The sequence below is a fragment of the Eubacterium pyruvativorans genome, from assembly GCF_900102225.1.
Classification (GTDB): Bacteria; Bacillota; Clostridia; order Peptostreptococcales; family Anaerovoracaceae; genus Aminicella; species Aminicella pyruvativorans.
The window spans coordinates 49576-67919 of record NZ_FNBF01000008.1; the positions used below are offsets into that span (position 1 = coordinate 49576).

Consider the following 18344-nt stretch of genomic DNA (forward strand, 5'->3'; position numbering starts at 1 on the left):
CCTTTTCTTTCCGGGGAGTTACTTGTCCAGGAACTTTCTCATCGAGATGATACTGCCGGTGGATCCGATTCCGATCCCCACTGCCAGGAAGATGAGGATCAGATTGCTGGCGAGATATCCTGCCGGCACCATCGGTGCAGACAGAATCGTCATCACCCGGACCCCCATGAAGTCCACCACCCTTGCGTAGAATGCATACAGCGCCAGAGAAGAGATCAGCGATGAAAAGATGCCGATGATGATGCCCTCCACCAGGAACGGTCCCCTTATAAACCAGTTCGTGGCGCCGATATATTTCATAATGGAAATCTCCCGGGCACGGGCGAACACCGTCAGCTTGATGGTATTGGATACAACCACAACGGACACCGCTACCAGGAAGATCATGATCACCAGCATGGCGATCTGCAGGAAACTGGTGACCTTCGTCAGCTTGTCCACCGTCTCCTTGTAATACTTCGTACTCTCCACCCCTGTGGTCCGCTTCGCAATGGCATTGATATTATTCGCCGCCTTCAGATTATCCACCTTCACCAGAATGGAATTCGGCAGCGGGTTCGAATCCAGGGAATTCAGCAGATAGCCGTTTTCTCCCCAGCGCTCCTTCATGATCTGCATCGCCTGCTCTTTCGAACGGTATTTCACTTCCGAAACACCGTCCGTCTGCTTGAACGTGTTCATGATCTGTTCCGCACTGGACTCCGTCACATTGTCATCCAGATACACCTCCACCTGGTCGTAATCCTGCCGGACCACTTCTGTAAACACATTGACGTTGACGGAAATAATGAAAAACAGGCCGAGGATCAGCATCATCGCCGTAATGGCGAAGACGGAGGCAAGGCTCATACCCTTGTTCCGGAAGATCTGCTGAAGAGCCTGTCTGATGTTATAGATCGCCCTTCTCATTCTCCGAATACCTCCTCGTCGTTAAATTTTCCTTTCTCCTCATACCCGTACTGGCCGAACTCGTCCCGGACGATGTGCCCGGATTCGATGGCCACAACCCGCTTGTTCATCTTGTCCACGATGTCCTTCGCATGGGTTACCATGACCACCGTCGTGCCGGTGGCGTTGATCTCGTCCAGCAGCTGCATGATGCCGTCCGCCGTAATCGGATCCAGATTTCCCGTGGGCTCGTCAGCGATCAGCACCCGGGGATTATTGATAATCGCCCGTGCAATGGCCACACGCTGCTGTTCACCGGCAGACAGCTCCTGGGGATACCGCTTCGCCTTGTCTTCGATTCCCACCAGGCGCAGCACCTCCGGCACCCTGCGCTTGATGGTCCTCCTGCGCTTATGCAGAATCTCCATGGCAAACGCCACATTCTCGAACACCGTCTTCTTCGGAAGAAGACGGAAATCCTGGAATACGATCCCGATCCGCCGCCGAAGCTGCGGAATCTGACGGTTGCTCATTTCCGTTACATTGAACTTGCCGACCTTGATCTCGCCGGCATCTGCTTCGATCTCTTTCAGTATCAGGCGGATGAACGTGGACTTGCCGGCACCGCTTGGGCCTACCAGGAAAACGAAATCGCCGTCTTCGATGTCGATATTCGCATCCTCCAGTCCGATGTTCCCGTCGTACATTTTCGTTACGTTCTTAAATGATATCATGAATCAGGTCTTTCTTCTCCGTGTCAGTTATTCGAGCAGTACCCCGGAATATCCCACAGACGGGGTTCTCTCTTTCTGCCGATCTGTTTAATATTATACTCAATACACGAATGATTCGGTTTACCCACTTACAAACCTCACCCATTGTAGCACAATATCACCTCTTAAGAAACCTTAAGAGTTTCTTTTCTTTGTGTTGTTTTCGTGAACGGTTCTGCTCCCGCTGCACCCGCCGGTGCCGCCGTTTTCGGGTCCGTCATGCTTCCCGGGCAGGTACGTCTCTGCCTCCGGGAAGGCCTCCCATATCCTGCGGAGTGCCGGATCCAGCGCCTTCCGAAAATGTTCCTCTTCATAATGAATCCGGCAGCAGAACTCATTGCCATACGCAATTTCCGCCGGCACATCCGGTACTTCCAGTATGTGTCCGCTTTCCAGAAATCGACGGACCTGGCGCCGGGATATGCCACGGTTCATCCGGTTAATGATCCATGTAAACCGCCCTGCCATCTCCCGTTCCAGGGATTTCAGAAGTGCAAAAGACTTTCTGTTCGTCATCATGCGGCAAGGCATGGGATCCATCACAGCCACCAGATAATCCATGTCTGCAATCCATTCCTTCCATCCCGGATCCCGCCGGAGATCCATATCAAAAACAACATAATCCCCTCGGGGCGCCTGCATCAGTCTCCCCTTCATGGCCCCATCCAGTACAATTTCCCGCTCCACATCTTCCGGCGTAATCAGGATCCAGTTCACGCCCTTCTCCAGATTCCGGATTTCCCGAACCGGCTCTCCCATCGCCAGTTTCTGATATACATCGGTGAAGGTCCGGGGACCGAAGCGCATGGTCATGCCGCAGGATTCAAAAAACAGCCCCTCCGCCTCCCTGGGGTCGGCGCATTCCACAAACGACACACTGTTTCCATTCCCGGCAAGAAACAGCGCCAGCCCGGATGCCACCGTAGTGGTGCCGGCGCAGTGACTCATTCCTGCGACGGCAATTCGCTTCTGCTCTGTATGATTCCACCCCGACCGGGTTCTTTCCCGGAGAAACATCCTTTCGATCGTTCCCATACCCCACTCCCTTCCTGATGCATGACGCTTCCCTGCAGGCGCAGCGCTTCACTTCCCACACTGCCTGCAGGCGCAGCGCTCTGCTGCCACCGCACGCGCAAGCGCAGCGCTCTGCTGCCAACGCACTCGCAAGCACAGCGCTTCACTTCCAACGCACTCGCAGGCGCAGCGTTCAACTTCCATATTTTACCACGCCGCCAAATTTTTTACAATATCTACCATATGATATGGCTCTGAAAGGAATGCATATCTCTGAAAAGTGCGGAATCACCTATTTCGGCCGATTCCGCACCCGAATTTACGCTGAACGGGGTGCGAAAACAAAAGAAAATCCCGATTAATATATAGAATGCCGGCCCAAAGGTGCGAAACGACCACATTCTCCCGTTTCCGCACCCGAAAAACAGGATGGGCCGGATGCCCGCCTGAAGTATTTAGCTGTTTTTATGGAAAATTTTCCCACCATCGTAAGTAAATATGCACACTTTTTAATTGATATACCCACCCGAGGATTCCCGGGAAATAAAATTACGATCTGAAAATCCCTGCCGGTTCCGGGCATGTGCGAAAATCCACAAAATACGATTATCGCACCTGCGATATTCGGTTCCCCTCCAGCGGTACCGGAAAGCGACGAAAAAAGGGTGCGATAATCGCCAAAATCGCGATTATCGCACCCTTCTGCGGCCACTCGTCCGCCATTTCCCAGCTTTCCCAGCTTCCACAGCCATATGGCCGCACTTCTGTTCTCCGATTAATACAGTTCTCTGACTGCCTGAACGATGTCCGCCGCAGTCATGCCGTACTTCTCCAGCAGCTCATCCGGCTTGCCGGACTCGCCGAACGTATCCTGCTGTCCCACCATGCGGATCGGCACCGGGCAGTTTCTGGAAGTCACTTCCGCCACGGCGCTTCCCAGACCGCCGATGATCGAATGTTCCTCTGCCGTCACAATTCTGCCGGTCTCCTTCGCCGCCTTCAGGATGATTTCCTCATCCAGCGGCTTCAGGGTATGGATGTCGATGACGCGGACGTCGATTCCCTCGCCCTCCAGGATGGAAGCTGCCTCCATTGCTGCAGATACCATGATGCCGGTGGCGATAACCGTCACATCCTTGCCCGGACGCAGTTCGTTGCCCTTGCCCAGCTTGAGCGGCGCCGTTTCATCGTAGAAAACCGGCACAGCCGCTCTGCCCAGACGGACATACGCCGGTCCGTCCATTTCCACCACCTGCTTCAGCAGAATCTTGGCGCTGGCAGCATCGCACGGATTGACAACAGTCATGCCCGGGATCGTTCTCATGAGAGCCAGATCCTCGAAAGTCTGGTGTGTCGCACCGTCTTCGCCGACCGTAATGCCTGCATGGGTGGCACAGACCTTCACGTTCGCATGGGTATATCCGATGGAATTACGAATAATCTCGAATCCTCTTCCCGCCGCAAACATAGCAAAGGAGGAGGCACACACAGTCTTTCCGGACAGAGCCAGGCCTGCCGCAGCGCCCATCATATCCTGCTCCGCAATACCGAAATTGAAGAAGCGGTCCGGATACTCCGAGCCGAAACTCTTCGTTTTCGTGGAACCGGACAGGTCAGCGTCCAGGACCACCAGGTTCGGATTCGCCTTGCCTTCTTCCACCAGGAACTCGCCATAAGCGGCTCTCGTTGCGATCTTGTTAGCCATTACCACTCACCTCCCAGCTGCTTGACAGCGCTCTTCGCTTCTTCCTCACTCGGCGCCTTGCCGTGCCATCCGGCCTGATCTTCCATGAAATCCACGCCTTTGCCCTTCACAGTCTTCGCCACAATGACCGTAGGCTGTCCCTTCGTCGCCTTCGCTTCGTCCAGCGCATCGAAGATCTGACGGAAGTCGTGGCCGTCAATCATAATGGCCTTCCAACCGAAGGCACGGAATTTCTCGTCGATCGGCGTCACTTTCATGACATCATCATTCCGTCCGTCGATCTGCAGACCGTTCCAGTCCACAATTGCGGTCAGATTGTCCAGCTGATAGTGGGCAGCAGCCATCGCCGCTTCCCAGACGATGCCTTCCTGCAGCTCGCCGTCTCCCAGCAGGGTGTAAATCCGTCCGTCGGAATGGTCCATCTTCCCTGCCAGCGCCATGCCTACAGAAGCGGAAATTCCCTGACCCAGGGAGCCTGTGGACATCTCAACACCCGGCACGTAGTGCATATTCGCATGGCCCTGGAACTTGCTGCCCAGCTTCCGCAGGGACATCATCTTCTCCACCGGGAAGTAACCTCTCTCCGCCAGTGCGGCATACTGAATCGGCGCCGCATGGCCCTTCGACAGAACGAACTTATCCCTTCCTTCCATTTCCGGGTTCTCCGGATCGATATTCATCTCTCCGAAATAAAGCGCAGTGACGATGTCCGCCGCTGACAGCGAGCCGCCCGGATGACCGGAGCCCGCGTGATAAACCGCCTTCACTGCATCGATGCGCAGCTGAGCGGCGATTTTCTCGTAGTACTCAATGTTTTCTCTCTGCATACTGTTCCTTTCCCAGGCGCTGCGGCGCAGCGTCGAAAATATATCTTCGTAAGTTTTTATAATGAACTCATATGATGAACATGTCAATCTTTTCGGTTTTTTCGGCGGTTCCGGGACAAAAAATCCCCGGGCAGCCGCTCGGAAACGCTACCGTTCCCCGAAAGGTTTCAATGCCGCCGGCAACTTCCGCAGAATATCCCCGGCGATCATACCGTATTCCCCCAGATCCGCTGCTGCCAGATCCCCGGCGCGGCCGTGAATCCAGACCCCGGTTTTCGCAGCATCTGTAACCGGAATGCCTTGTCCTGCCAGGGAGGTGATGACCCCGGTGAGCACATCTCCGCTGCCTGCCGATGCCATCCCCGGATTCCCGGTGGTATTCTCATACATCACGAACCGGGGAACCCCGTCTTCCGTTTCCCGGCCCGCCACCAGAGTACCGGCGCCCTTCAGAACCACCGTCACGCCGTAAGTTTCTTCCAGATAGGAAGCCATGCGCCTGCGGGTTTCTGTTTCCTTCAAATCTCCCGTCTCCCGGATCTGAAGCAGACGGACTGCTTCCCCCGCATGAGGCGTCATGACAATTTCTCCCGGATAGGAACGGACCAACTCCTTTAGCTCATCGTCTCCGGCGATCAGATTCAGCCCGTCCGCATCCAGCACCAGGGGCCCGCCGTAGGTCATCAGCAAAGCCTTCATGCGGCGCTTCGACTGCATCCCCGTTCCGACCCCCGGCCCGAAGGCCACTGCATCGTAACCGCTGAAATGGCGGCCGGTATTCGTGTTGTCCCCGCTCAGAAGACGGAGGGCCTCATCCCACTCAATACAGATCGCCTCCGGAGCCAGCGTCTGGATCACACTGAAATTCGCTTTCGGCGTACACACGTAAACCAGACCGGATCCGGTGCGCAGGCAGGCTCCGGCGGCCAGCCACGCAGCGCCGGTCATGCCGGCACTTCCGGCGATGACGAGCACGTGACCGCAGTCCCCCTTGTGCATATCCCGGGGACGGGGACGGATCACCTTCCGCACATATTCTTCTGTAATGGTTCCGGTGATATTCGTGATCATAGTACCTTCTTTCCTCTGTCCCGGATACAGCACTTCCCGTGAACACTTGTCTAAAACAAATGAAATTTCGCTGCCGCCAGATAGATCAGAAACGCAGCCACGGCAATGACCGGCACTGCGATGTTGCCGTATTCCCGGAACAGCCCGAAGAACGTTCCGGCGGCTTTTCCCGGATCCCGGCCGGCCTGGTTCTCATACGGCCCCCCGTTTTCCTGCTCACGGATGCCGAACGGATCATTGGGGTCCACCCGCACGCCGTACAGATTCACATTCTGCCGGTGCAGCCGGGCCAGGTCTTCCCTTTCTTCCGGCGTCAGTTCCCTCTGTTCTTCTGTTTCGGAAGGACAGCCTGTTCTGTTGTTTTCATTTTCTTCTTTCATATCCATACCCTGTCCGATCGGTTATGTCAATCCTTACCTTTGTCTTACTCCGCTACACATGCAGGAACAGCCCGGCCATGACGAAATAAATCGAAAGTGCGATGGCATCGGACACCGAAGAGATCGCCGGGTTCGCCACCAGCGCCGGGTCCAGGTGAATGCCCTTTACAATCAGAGGGATCATACTGCCGATCAGCTTCGCGATCATCACAATAAATAGAAGTGAGGTGCACACCGTAACCGCCACGATCGCACTCTGCCCGTCTATGATCGTAACCCTGAGGAAGTTCACGGCGCTCAGCACCACACCGACCACAACGCCGATACGCAGTTCTTTCCACATAATCCGCATCCAGTCGTCCAGCTCCACCTCGCCGGTGGCAAGGCCGCGGATGATCAGGGTGGCCGCCTGGGAGCCGCAGTTTCCGCCGGTGCCCATGAGCATCGGCATATAGGTGACCAGTGCAATCATGGAGGACAGCGCATTCTCGAAATTCGTGACAATCATGCCCGTGAAAATGTAGGCGATCATCAGCACCAGCAGCCACGGCAGACGGTTCTTCGCATGCTGGATCACCGAAATGTCCAGATAATCACTGTCGGAATTATCCAGATCGATGACACCGTTCATTCGCTCGATGTCCTCGGTGGCCTCATCTTCCATGACGTCCAGAATATCGTCTACGGTGATGATGCCCACCAGCCGGTATTCCTTGTCCACCACCGGAATGGCGATCAGGTCGTATTTCTGGAAGTCGTCGGAGACTTCTTCCTGGTCGGTATCCACGTATTCACACACAAATTCCGTGCGCATGACTTCGTTGATTTTCGTATCGGAATTGGTGACCACCAGTGTGCTCAGAGGCACAATGCCGATCAGCTTCCAGGCATTATCCCGCACATAGCAGGTGTAAATGGTCTCCGCATCAGTGCCCACTTCCTTGATGTGCTCCATGGCTTCCCGCACCGTCCAGTCCTTCTTCAGACTGACGAACTCCGGGGTCATCAGGCTCCCCGCACTGTTGTCGGGATAATTCAAGAATGTATTGATCAGGTGGCGTTCGCTGCGGGGCGTCTTCTCCAGAATGCGGTTCACCAGATTGGCCGGCAGCTCTTCCAGAATGTCGATCTTGTCGTCGAAATCCAGCTCATCCACAATGAACTGGGTTTCCTTGTCGGTGATCTCGCTGACGATATCCACCTGTCCGTCGGAGGACATATAGGAGAACACATCTACCGAGACGTCCTTGGGCAAAAGGCGGAACAGGATGACGGTCATACGAAGGGAAGCCTCATCGGACACTTCCTCCAGCATCTCTGCAATATCCGCCGCATTATATTTCATCAGCTCGTCTCTGGCCATGAAATATTTCTTCTGTTCGAGATATTCCAGGATCAGATCGGTGGACTGCTTCAGCAGTTCATCTCTGTTCCATTCTGCGTTTTCCATATCTGACCCTCCTATTTTTTTCTGACGTACTATTATACCGCGGGTAAGCGGCGGTTTCAATCGGCACCTTCATATGACGTTAAGAAATCCTTAATGCGAACGACTATTCCGTTAACCTTTTGTCAAGGCAGAAAATTTAACAAATTAAAGCGTAATTTATTATTATGATAAGACAACTTTATATATTTTCGGCTGATAATCTTTTTTCTGACGAGTCAAAATGTTGACAAAAACGGGGTCTGTGGTATATTCGTAACTGTCGGAAGGGTCTGTGAGAACCCTTCCCCGGAACAACTACAATCAACAGAAATCGGTTTATTTTGTGAGAAGAGGAGATCGAAATGGCTAAGATTGTTGACAAGTACATTGACTACGTGAAGACGAAATACGCTCATGAGCCGGAATTCATCCAGACAGTAGATGAAGTTCTGAATTCCATCGAGCCGGTTATGCAGGCTCATCCGGAATATGAGAAGTCCGGTCTGCTGTGGAGACTGATCGAACCGGAGAGAACGATCAGCTTCCGTGTACCTTGGGTGGACGACAACGGTGAAGTTCATGTAAACACCGGTTACAGAGTTGAATTCAACTCCGCACTGGGTCCTTACAAGGGCGGTCTGAGATTCGCTCCGAACGTTTACTCCGGCATCCTGAAGTTCCTCGGTTTCGAGCAGATCTTCAAGAACTCCCTGACAGGCCTGCCGATCGGCGGCGGCAAGGGCGGCGCAGACTTCGATCCGAACGGAAAGTCCGATGCAGAGATCATGAGATTCTGCCAGGCTTTCATCAATGAACTGTACAGATATCTGGGACCGAACGTTGACGTTCCGGCCGGCGACCTGGGTGTAGGCGGCAGAGAGATCGGCTTCATGATGGGTCAGTACAAGAAGCTGACGAGACAGTATGACGGTACATGGACCGGTAAGGGAACCGAGAACGGCGGTCTGGCAGGAAGAACAGAAGCGACCGGCTACGGCATCGTATTCTATGCGAGAGAAATGCTGAAGCACTTCGGTGAAGAGCTGAAGGGCAAGACGGTTGTCATCTCCGGTTTCGGCAACGTTGCCTGGGGTACAGCACAGAAGCTGGACGAGATGGGTGCGAAGGTTATCGCATTCTCCGGTCCGGACGGATACATCCTGGACGAGGACGGCGTAACAGGCGAGAAGGTTGATTACTTCCTGGAACTGAGAAGCTCCGGAAAGAACATCTGCAGCCCGTATGCCGAGAAGTTCCCGAATGCGAAGTTCGTTGCAGGCAAGAAGCCTTGGGAAGTGAAGGCTGACCTGTACATTCCGTGCGCAATGCAGAACGATATCCACCTGGAAGATGCGAAGAACATGGTTGCCAACGGCTGCAAGTACCTGTGCGAAGGTGCGAACATGCCGACAACAGAAGATGCGATCGCATACCTGCAGGAGCATGACGTTGTCATCGGACCTTCCAAGGCTGCGAACGCCGGCGGTGTAGCCTGCTCCTGCCTGGAAATGAGCCAGAACGCAGAACACATCCTGTTCTCCAAGGAAGACGTTTATGTACAGCTGGAAGGCATCATGGTCAACATCTTCAAGCTGTGCGCTGACGCCTGCGAAAAGTACAACCTGGGCTTCGATCTGATCGCCGGTGCGAACATCGCCGGATTCGAAAGAGTTGCGAAAGCAATGATGCTCCAGGGCATTGTATAGTCTCCTACTTCAGATTAAACTGAACCTATAGAGAATACCCGGGAAAATGACGAATCATTTCCCCGGGTATCTTTTTTTAACTTTTCAGTGTGAAAAGCACCATGGATTTTTCACCGATTACACGCAATGCCGGCGGAAACAGTGCTAAAATAGTGGTGATGGATAACGGGAGACAATACAGGAGGGGTACGAACGTGAGTACAGGATTGATTTTCGAAGGAGGCGGCATGCGGGGCGTTTTCAGCGCCGGCGTAATTGACTTCCTGCTGGAGAAGGATGTCCGTCCGGACATCGTCTACGGGGTTTCTGCCGGCGCCTCCGGCGCAGCCAGCTTTGTATGCGGTCAGAAAGGCCGGGCCGCTGCCACCATGATCGATTATCTGGATGATCCCCATTTCATGGGCATGAAGAGTCTGCGGAAAACCGGGAACTACTTCAACACCGACTTTCTGTACCACCAGATTCCGGAGAAACTGAACCCCATCGACCAGAAGGGCTTCGAGGAACGGGGCATCCGCCTGAAAATTGCGGTCACGAACTGCATCACCGGTGAGGCGGAATACCCGGAGATTCACCATATGATCGAGGACATGGACCTCTTCCGGGCTTCCAGTTCCCTTCCCCTGCTGGCACAGATGGTTCCGCTGAACGGATATGTGTATCTGGACGGAGGCATCGCCGATTCCGTCCCGGTCCGGAAATCCGAAGAAGACGGCAACGAGAAGAACATCGTTGTTCTGACCCGCCCGCTGGGCTACCGGAAGAAGCAGGAATATGCGATTCTTCCGATGATCCGGGCGAAATACCGCCGTTACCCGAAGCTGATCGAGGCCCTGGAGCGCCGGCCCCGGGTGTACAATGAAACGCTGGAGTATATTCAGTCCGGCATGGAGAAGGGCTCCATCTTCGTCATTGCCCCGATGGGCCCTCTGGGAATCCACCGGACAGAATCCGACCGCTCCAAACTGGTGAAGGCCTATCACGAGGGATATTATGTGGCAGAAGGTCTGTACGACCGGCTGATGCACTTCCTGGAATCATAGAACAGCCCCGGCCCGTGGCCGGGGCTGCAGTTTTTCTCTCCCGTTTCTGCAGTAAACCGGATTTTCCGCGGCCTATATCTGCACGTATACACCGGCAGAGAACAGATACAGCCCCGCCTCGTGAACCGGGAGGCCGAAGCCCTGCTCCAGCGCCTTCCGGTAGGTTTCCACCTGTGTCCGGTACGTCTCCCTGAGCCGGTTCTCCTCTTCTTCTAACGGTTTCTTCCGGTCAATCCAGTTGGTCTTATAATCCAGCAGGACGAAGCCGTCCGCTTCTTCGAAGTAACAGTCGATGATTCCCTGTACGATGGTATCCTCCCCGTCCCGGGTCATCCGGAGATTGAAAGTCTGTTCTCTCCAGAGTCTGCCCCGGGCCGCCGCATCGGCCGCCCGCCGGCCCACCGGGGTTTCGAAAAAGCGCAGGATCTTCCCCGGGTCCACACTGTCGATTTCCTCCTGCCGGAAGATGCCGTCGGAAACCATGGCTGAGGCCGCATTCTTCAGATACGGCAGCCCTTCCTTTTCGGCCCGGACGAAGTCGATCCTCTCCATAATGCCGTGGTAAATGGTTCCCCGCTCCGCATAGGTCAGCCGGCGGGCGCCGCTCATGAAATTCGGCGTCGTGAAGTGAATCGACCGTACGGCCGGTTCTTCTTCGGTGTCCCCGGATTCCGCCGCCCGGGCGCTCTGGTTCAGTGCGCTGACAGAGTATTTGGAACGGACCCTTCGAGCATCCATGAAGGGATACCGGTATTCCAGACGACGGGCCGCCTCTTCCGGTGAACAGCGGGGTTCATCCGGCAGGAACAGGGTTTCATCCCGGTCCGGATCCCCTGCCCGCCAGGCCAGATCCGGGGCTTTCAGTTTCTCTTCCGGTACCACTTCCGTTTCCGGCAGATCCTGCAGAAGACCGAGATAAGTCAGGTCGGACGTGTCACCGGCTTGTTTTTTGTCCAGAAACTCCGCCGCATCCTTCACGACACCGGTCATGAACAGCAGATCCCGGGCACGGGTCAGGGCCACATACAGGATACGGATGTTCTCCTCCACTTCTTCCTGCCGCACCTTCATGCCGATAATGCTCTGGGTCAGGGTCCGGCGGCTGAAATGCCGGGACGGGTCTTCCAGGCTCAGACCCAGCCCGATGTCTTTGTGAAAGTTCACCTTCCCCCCGGACCCGGAGTAGCGGAGCCGGCTCCCCATCCCCGCCACAATGACCATCGGAAACTCCAGTCCCTTGGACTTATGGATCGTCATCAGCCGGACCACATCGTCATTTTCTCCCAGCAGTTTCGCCTGGCCGGTGCGGATCATGCGCTGCTTCACCGTATCGATATACCGGATGAATCCGAAGAGGGAACTCTGACCATCCCTGGTGAACTGGCCGGCCCGCTCCGCCAGAATCCGGAGATTCGCCTGACGCAGTTCTCCTTCCGGCATGGCTCCCGCCATCATGTAGCAGCCGCTTTCCTGAAGCAGCCGCCAGACGAAATCCGGAAGCGGCAGGGCCAGGGCCAGGGACCGCCAGCGGTCCAGCCGCTCCAGCACACTGCGGCACCGGGCACTCTCCCGGGCCTGCTCCATGAACGCCTCCACATAGGATCCCTCCGGATGGGCTTTCCGGATCGCCGCCAGCTCGTCAACGGTAAATCCGAAGATATCCGACCGGAGCACGCTGAGAAACGGCACGTCCCGGTAACGGTTGTCCACAATCCGCAGAAGATTCATGAAAACACTCACCTCAATCCGGTCGAAAAATCCCAGATTATCGTCCAGATAGAGCGGGATGCCCTGCTCTTTCATGATGTCCCGGTACTCCTGGGCGTGGGAAACCACGGACCGCATCAGGACCACCATATCCCGGTAGCGCAGGGTTTTCACTTCCCCGGCCTTCGTGTCATAGTACGGCTTTCCCACATTTTCACGAATGAGCCTGCAGACTTCCAGCGCCTCCAGGGCATCTTTCTTCATGCGCCGAATTTCTTCGTCCGCCTCCTCGGCGGAAGACTGATCGACGAGACAGAGCCGGGGTGCGTAGTTGTACGCCCCTTCATAGGGTATTCCGGCATAAAGCATGGCACGCTCATCGTATCCCTCCATGATCGGCCGGAAAATCCGGTTTACGCAGTCCAGAACCCCCGGTTTGCTGCGAAAATTCCGGTTCAGATCGATCTTTCCGCACACCGCACCCGGCGCATCTTCCCCGGCGGCATACTCCTGATACTTTCTCCGGAAGATCTCCGGCTCCGCCAGGCGGAACTTGTAGATACTCTGTTTGATATCCCCCACCATGAACAGATTGTCCGGACGACAAAAAGTACCGATGATGGCTTCCTGAAGCACGCTGGTATCCTGGTATTCATCGATGAAGACGGCCCGGAATTTCTTCCGGTAGTAGTCCGCCGCTTCCGGATCGCTCAGAATTTCCAGACAGAAATGCTCGATATCATTGAAATCCAACATGCTCCGCTCATTCTTCCTGTCCCGGAAGATGGTGTCGAAACGGCGCAGCAGGTTTCCCAGAACCCGGGCCTGACCGCTCACGGCCGTAAGTTCCCGGAACATCTGCTCCGGTTCTTCGGCGAAGAACTGTTCCCGGATCTTCTTCAGACGGTCCTTCGCATTCTTCAGCATGGGCTGCACCTGATTCTTCACCAGATTCCAGCCTTCCGATTCGTCTTTCTTCGCCCGCATCTGATCCCATTTCATTGCGCAGGCAGATCGCGCGGCATCCGCCCAGTGGTCACTCTTCTCCCCGGCGCTGTTTTCCAGCGCTGCCAGCGGGCCGTCCAGTTTCCCGGCCAGACCGTTCAGCCCTTCCTCCAGAAGGATTTCCCTCGCTTTCCGGGTCAGATCCCGGGCCCGGCGGAGCTCTGCCTCCACCCCTTCCCGGAGCAGCAGCATCGCCTCAGTATTCCGGTATCCCTCTCCCAGGGACAGTTCCCCGATTTTCTCCTCCAGCGTGCCGAAGGGATCAGGCAGCGCCTGGATCTGACTGTACACATCCTTCAGGATGGATCGGACGCTGTCATCGTCCTTTTCGCCGCTGTACCGGTCCATGAACCGGAGAAAATCCGGATCACCCTCTTCATAGCAGGCATCCAGCAGTTCGTCCAGCGCTTCCTCCCGCAGGATCGTGCTCCGGTCTTCATCCAAGATCCGAAAGGAAGGCTCCAGATCTGTCAGGTAAAAAAAACGCCGGATCACCTCCATGGCGAAAGCATGAAAAGTGCTGATATTGGCCCGGGGCAGAAGGTCCAGCTGCCGGCGCATACCTGGATTCTCCCGGGCTTTCCCCTTCATGGCCCGCCGGATCTTCTCCCGCATTTCCGACGCCGCCGCATTGGTGAACGTCACAATCAGCATTTCGTCGATGGAATAGTTCTCCTCCGTGATCATCCGCGTAATGCGTTCCACCATGACGGCGGTCTTTCCGGATCCCGCCGCAGCGGAAACCAGAAGGCTCTTCCCCCGTTCATCGATTGCCCGCTGCTGCTGCTTCGTCCATCCCATAATCGTTCCTTTCTGTTCCCGCATCCGCCGTTCTCTCCGGCGCCTTATACTGTCAATTATATCAGAAAAATCCGAAGTGCGGCCAGCTTCCCGGGGTTGGAAGAGAATGCCCCACCTCCCCTCCCTTTCTTCGTTCCCGGAAGTGTGATATGATTTCAGAAGCACTGAATGAAACACCGGGCGGCCGGCCCGGAAGACAGCATCCCCACCAGGGAGAAAGGACAGAGAGTATGAATAGAAAAAGACCTTCCATGATACTCATTATGGACGGATTCGGCATAAATCCCCAGGTAAGCGGAAATGCCATCGCTCAGGCGGACACCCCACACCTGGACCGGATATTCGAACAATACCCCATGACCACCATTGACGCCTCCGGAGAACCGGTGGGGCTTCCGGCGGGACAGATGGGAAACTCCGAGGTCGGCCACATGAACATCGGCGCCGGCCGGATTATCTATCAGGATCTGACCCGGATCACCCGGGCGGCGGCGGACGGCAGCCTGTTCCGGAACCCGGTGCTTCTGGACACCATGGAACAGGTGAAATCCCGCCACAGCCGCCTTCATCTCATGGGACTGCTCTCTGACGGCGGCGTCCACAGCCACATCGACCACCTTTTCGCCCTGATCGACATGGCGGCCAGAACGGGAATCGAGGATTTTTTTGTCCATGTCATCCTGGACGGCCGGGACGTTCCGCCCCGCTGCGGAGGGAAGTATATCCGCCGGCTGGAAGAGAAGCTGCAGGAAACAGGCTGCGGGCGCATCGCCACCGTCTCCGGCAGATACTACGCCATGGACCGGGATCAGCGCTGGGACCGGGTGGAGAAAGCCTATGACGCCATGACCTCCGGACTGGGAGCATGCGCCCGGACAGCGGAGGAGGCCCTGGAGCAGGCTTACAGCCGGGACGAAAACGACGAATTCGTGCTGCCGACGGTCATCTGCCCGGAAGGAAGTGAAGCGGGAACGATTAAGGACGGGGATGCCGTTATCATGTTCAACTTCCGGCCGGACCGGGCACGGGAAATCACCCGGGCGCTGGTGGATCCGGATTTCAGCGGATTCCGGAGGAAGAAGGAGATCCGGAACCTGAAGCACGTCTCCATGACGGAGTACGATGCACAGATGCCGAACACTGGGGTGGCCTTCCCGCCGGAGACGATCCGGAACACCCTGGGAGAATATCTGTCCTCCCTGGGGCTGAAACAGCTCCGGATCGCAGAGACGGAGAAATACGCTCACGTCACCTTCTTTTTCAACGGCGGCGTGGAAGAGCCGAATCCGGGAGAAGACCGGATTCTGGTTCCGTCCCCGAAGGTGGCAACCTACGACCTGCAGCCGGAAATGAGTGCGCCGGAGGTCACCGAAAAAGTGCTGGAGCAGATCGCAGAAGACAAATACGATGTGATCATCCTGAATTTCGCCAACGCCGATATGGTGGGACACACCGGCGTCATGGATGCCGCCGTGCGGGCTGTTGAAGCCCTGGACAGCTGTGTATCCCGGATCGCAGACGCTGTGCTTAACCGGGGCGGCCAGATCCTTCTGACGGCCGATCACGGCAACGCCGACACCATGGCGGACGAAGCCGGGAATGTCATCACCTCCCATTCCACGAACCCGGTACCCCTGGTGCATATTTCCGCAGATCCGAAGCCGTTGAAGGCCGGTGGAAAGCTGGCGGATATCGCACCGACACTGCTGACCTTGATGGATCTTCCGGTGCCGGAAGAAATGACCGGAAACGTGCTGGTGGAGTGACAAAAAAAGAAAAGATCCCGGGCGGAAAATCACTTCCGTCCGGGCCTTTTTCTTTTTTGGATGGTTCCGCTATTCCGCATCTCCCAGGATTTCGTCCAGAATCGCCTCGTAGCGGTCGTAGTCATCCTCTTCATGGACACAGAACACGATTTTCATCGGATAATCCGTCACCCGGCTGTCCATCCAGTCCACTGTCGTTTCCACAGCGATGCGGGCAGCCGCATCCTTCGGGTAACCGAAGATCCCGGTGGAGATGCACGGAAATACAATGCTGTGCAGGTCATTCTCCGCAGCCAGATCCAGGGAATTCCAGTAACAGTCCGCCAGCAGTTTGGCGTCCTCTTCACTGCCGGAATAGATCGGGCCGACCGTATGGATGATTTTCTTTGCCGGCAGGCGGAACCCGTCCGTGATTTTCGCTTTTCCGGTGCCACACCCCCGCAGACTCCTGCAGGCTTCATCCAGCTCCGGCCCCGCCGCCTGATGAATCGCACCGTTGACGCCGCCCCCGTCCATCAGGGTGTTATTCGCCGCATTGACGATACAGTCTGCCGAAAGCTCTGTAATATCCCCCAGAACCAGATCCACCGCACCGTCCGCCGTCACATCGCTGAAATCCTCCTCATCATCCAGATCGGAGAAGTCAATCCCCAGTTCCCGAAGATCCTCGTCGCTCAGATCCAGATCATCGATGCTGTTCATGAAATCTTCCACCGCATCCAGAATACTCTCCACAATATCCCGGGGCATAAGGAGCTGATTCCCCCAGGGATTAAATACAATGCCGGTCAGCCCTTCCTCCAGATTGGTGAAAAAATCCAGGAAATCCAGAATACCGATCTGCGTGAGTTCAGCCCGTTCCCCCTTGTCCGCCTCTTCTTCCGAAGTAAACGCCGGAATCCATTCATCCTCCCCGTCTCCCGTCAGACTTTGATACGCAACCTGACACCGGGCGGCATCTTCCGTCTCTTCCGGCGCCTGCACATCCCCCGGCGTCTGCACATCTTCCCGCACAAGCATCGGCACCAGCAGCTCGCCGCCGGACAACCCCCGAAGAATCAGGGCATTTGTGAACTCATTGAGTCTGTCCTCCGAAAAATCCGTCTGCAGCTCCTTCAAGATCCGCTCCAGCTCTCGGTTTTCCGCCAACTTTCTATGATCGAACTGATTCATGATACCTCCTGTCCCTGTTTTCCTCCATACCGGAACCCCTTCCGGTTTAGTATACTTCTGCGTAGTGGTAACCTTCGAAGGCCAGCCCCTGCTCTTCCACGAACCGCCTCATTCGTTCTTCCTCTTCCAGGGGCACACTCCAGCTGATTCCGCAGCTCACCGAAATAGAACGGGGCACCGGAATCACCCGGCCGGGCATATCATGAGAATGACATGCCTTTTCGAAAGCCATCGCATCCGTTGTGTTATCGAATGTCACAATCAGTTTCTTTACTTTCTGTCTCACCGTACTTCTCCCTCGTCTTTCCAAAAAAACCGGCTCCCGGAACCCCGGAAGCCGGTCCGTCATCTTTCTCCCTTTAACAGGAACTTAGATTCTGACGACCTTGGAAGCCGCATTCATTGTCTCAACAATCTCGTACATGTTGGAAATGATGCCCGCCTGAATCTTCTCTTTCAAGCCGAAATGACCGGCACACACACCGCATGTCATGATCTGTACGCCCTCTTCTTCCATGGCCTGAAGATCTTCCAGGACCGGGGAGCCTTCTGCCGTCAGCTTCGCACCGGTGTTGAAGAACAGGATCTTCTCCGGCAGAACGTCCGCACTTCTCAGCGCATACATGAACGTTTTCATCAGCTGAGCGCCCAGCTCGTCATCGCCCTGTCCCATAACCTCTGTGCCGATGGCGTATACCAGGCCCGCTCCGGTGTTGCTGCATGCATCCACAACTTCCTGTGCTGCCGCACCGGCAGCACCTTCAATGGCACCGGCATCTGCATGGAACGTAACCGTGTAGTGGTTCTCTCCGATGGTCGCTTCTGCAGCAGTAACCCCCAGGCTGGAGGCAAGTCGTTTCAGATTCTCCACGGAGGTGGTGTTATCCACATGAACTTCCACCTCGGCAGGTTCCGTCAGCGCCGTAACCGCCTTCTTCGCCATGACAACAGGAATCGGGCAGACCTTGCCCATTGCGTCTACTACTTTCTTCTCCATATGATTACCTCCTACTAAGTCTCTGATTATATGTCAGATGTTCTTGTCTGTCTCTGACT

Annotated in this window: 15 protein-coding genes; 3 read left to right on the top strand and 12 right to left on the bottom strand. The window is 55.6% G+C overall.

Annotated elements, in window-relative coordinates; translation table 11 throughout:
* Nucleotides 1–18: 18 nt before the first annotated feature.
* The 8 genes from ftsX to mgtE form a co-directional block, all read right to left on the bottom strand.
* Nucleotides 19–909 carry a permease-like cell division protein FtsX gene (gene ftsX, locus BLQ24_RS04475; protein WP_090163093.1) on the bottom strand — a complete coding sequence of 297 codons (891 nt, stop codon included), beginning with the start codon at nt 907–909 and terminating at the stop codon, nt 19–21.
* Nucleotides 906–1622, bottom strand: a complete 717-nt coding sequence (gene ftsE / locus BLQ24_RS04480) for a cell division ATP-binding protein FtsE (RefSeq protein WP_090163095.1) — start codon at nt 1620–1622, stop codon at nt 906–908. Before ftsE ends, ftsX begins: the two co-directional genes overlap by 4 nt.
* A 174-nt stretch (nt 1623–1796) precedes the next feature.
* Nucleotides 1797–2696, bottom strand: a complete 900-nt coding sequence (locus BLQ24_RS04485) for a hypothetical protein (RefSeq protein WP_090163097.1) — start codon at nt 2694–2696, stop codon at nt 1797–1799.
* Nucleotides 2697–3450: 754 nt separating this feature from the next.
* Nucleotides 3451–4380, bottom strand: a complete 930-nt coding sequence (locus BLQ24_RS04490) for a transketolase family protein (protein WP_090163098.1) — start codon at nt 4378–4380, stop codon at nt 3451–3453.
* Nucleotides 4380–5207 (bottom strand): transketolase, encoded by an 828-nt coding sequence (locus tag BLQ24_RS04495; RefSeq protein WP_090163100.1) that lies wholly within the window; start codon nt 5205–5207, stop codon nt 4380–4382. The genes BLQ24_RS04490 and BLQ24_RS04495 overlap by 1 nt, the downstream gene beginning before the upstream one ends.
* Nucleotides 5208–5354: 147 nt before the next feature.
* A complete protein-coding gene (locus BLQ24_RS04500) occupies nt 5355–6278 on the bottom strand; it encodes an NAD(P)H-hydrate dehydratase (protein WP_090163102.1) in 924 nt (307 codons plus the stop codon).
* A gap of 50 nt (nt 6279–6328) precedes the next feature.
* A complete protein-coding gene (locus BLQ24_RS04505; RefSeq protein ID WP_143004246.1) occupies nt 6329–6658 on the bottom strand; it encodes a hypothetical protein in 330 nt (109 codons plus the stop codon).
* A gap of 52 nt (nt 6659–6710) precedes the next feature.
* Nucleotides 6711–8108: a magnesium transporter gene (gene mgtE / locus BLQ24_RS04510; RefSeq protein WP_090163105.1), complete on the bottom strand. Its 1398-nt coding sequence runs from the start codon at nt 8106–8108 to the stop codon at nt 6711–6713.
* A gap of 341 nt (nt 8109–8449) precedes the next feature.
* On the opposite strand from mgtE, the gene gdhA reads away from it, so the two are divergent.
* Nucleotides 8450–9793, top strand: a complete 1344-nt coding sequence (gdhA, locus tag BLQ24_RS04515) for an NADP-specific glutamate dehydrogenase (protein WP_090163107.1) — start codon at nt 8450–8452, stop codon at nt 9791–9793.
* Between the two features lie 194 nt (nt 9794–9987).
* Nucleotides 9988–10836, top strand: a complete 849-nt coding sequence (locus BLQ24_RS04520; protein ID WP_163427038.1) for a patatin-like phospholipase family protein — start codon at nt 9988–9990, stop codon at nt 10834–10836.
* A gap of 72 nt (nt 10837–10908) precedes the next feature.
* On the opposite strand, the gene addA is transcribed toward BLQ24_RS04520, so the two are convergent.
* Nucleotides 10909–14373 carry a helicase-exonuclease AddAB subunit AddA gene (gene addA / locus BLQ24_RS04525; protein ID WP_090163111.1) on the bottom strand — a complete coding sequence of 1155 codons (3465 nt, stop codon included), beginning with the start codon at nt 14371–14373 and terminating at the stop codon, nt 10909–10911.
* Nucleotides 14374–14579: 206 nt separating this feature from the next.
* Here addA and gpmI point away from each other — a divergent pair, with 206 nt between their 5' ends.
* Complete coding sequence (gpmI, locus tag BLQ24_RS04530; RefSeq protein ID WP_090163155.1) at nt 14580–16115, top strand: 2,3-bisphosphoglycerate-independent phosphoglycerate mutase; 1536 nt, start codon at nt 14580–14582, stop codon at nt 16113–16115.
* Nucleotides 16116–16184: 69 nt separating this feature from the next.
* On the opposite strand, the gene BLQ24_RS04535 is transcribed toward gpmI, so the two are convergent.
* The 3 genes from BLQ24_RS04535 to yedF all read right to left on the bottom strand — a co-directional run bounded on the left by BLQ24_RS04535 (nt 16185) and on the right by yedF (nt 18285).
* The gene (locus BLQ24_RS04535) at nt 16185–17288 is read right to left on the bottom strand and encodes an O-acetyl-ADP-ribose deacetylase (RefSeq protein ID WP_090163113.1); all 1104 of its coding nucleotides are present in this window, start codon (nt 17286–17288) and stop codon (nt 16185–16187) included.
* Nucleotides 17289–17334: 46 nt separating this feature from the next.
* Nucleotides 17335–17574 carry a putative Se/S carrier protein gene (locus tag BLQ24_RS04540; RefSeq protein ID WP_090163157.1) on the bottom strand — a complete coding sequence of 80 codons (240 nt, stop codon included), beginning with the start codon at nt 17572–17574 and terminating at the stop codon, nt 17335–17337.
* A gap of 84 nt (nt 17575–17658) precedes the next feature.
* Nucleotides 17659–18285, bottom strand: a complete 627-nt coding sequence (gene yedF / locus BLQ24_RS04545; protein WP_090163115.1) for a sulfurtransferase-like selenium metabolism protein YedF — start codon at nt 18283–18285, stop codon at nt 17659–17661.
* Between the last annotated feature and the right edge of the window lie 59 nt (nt 18286–18344).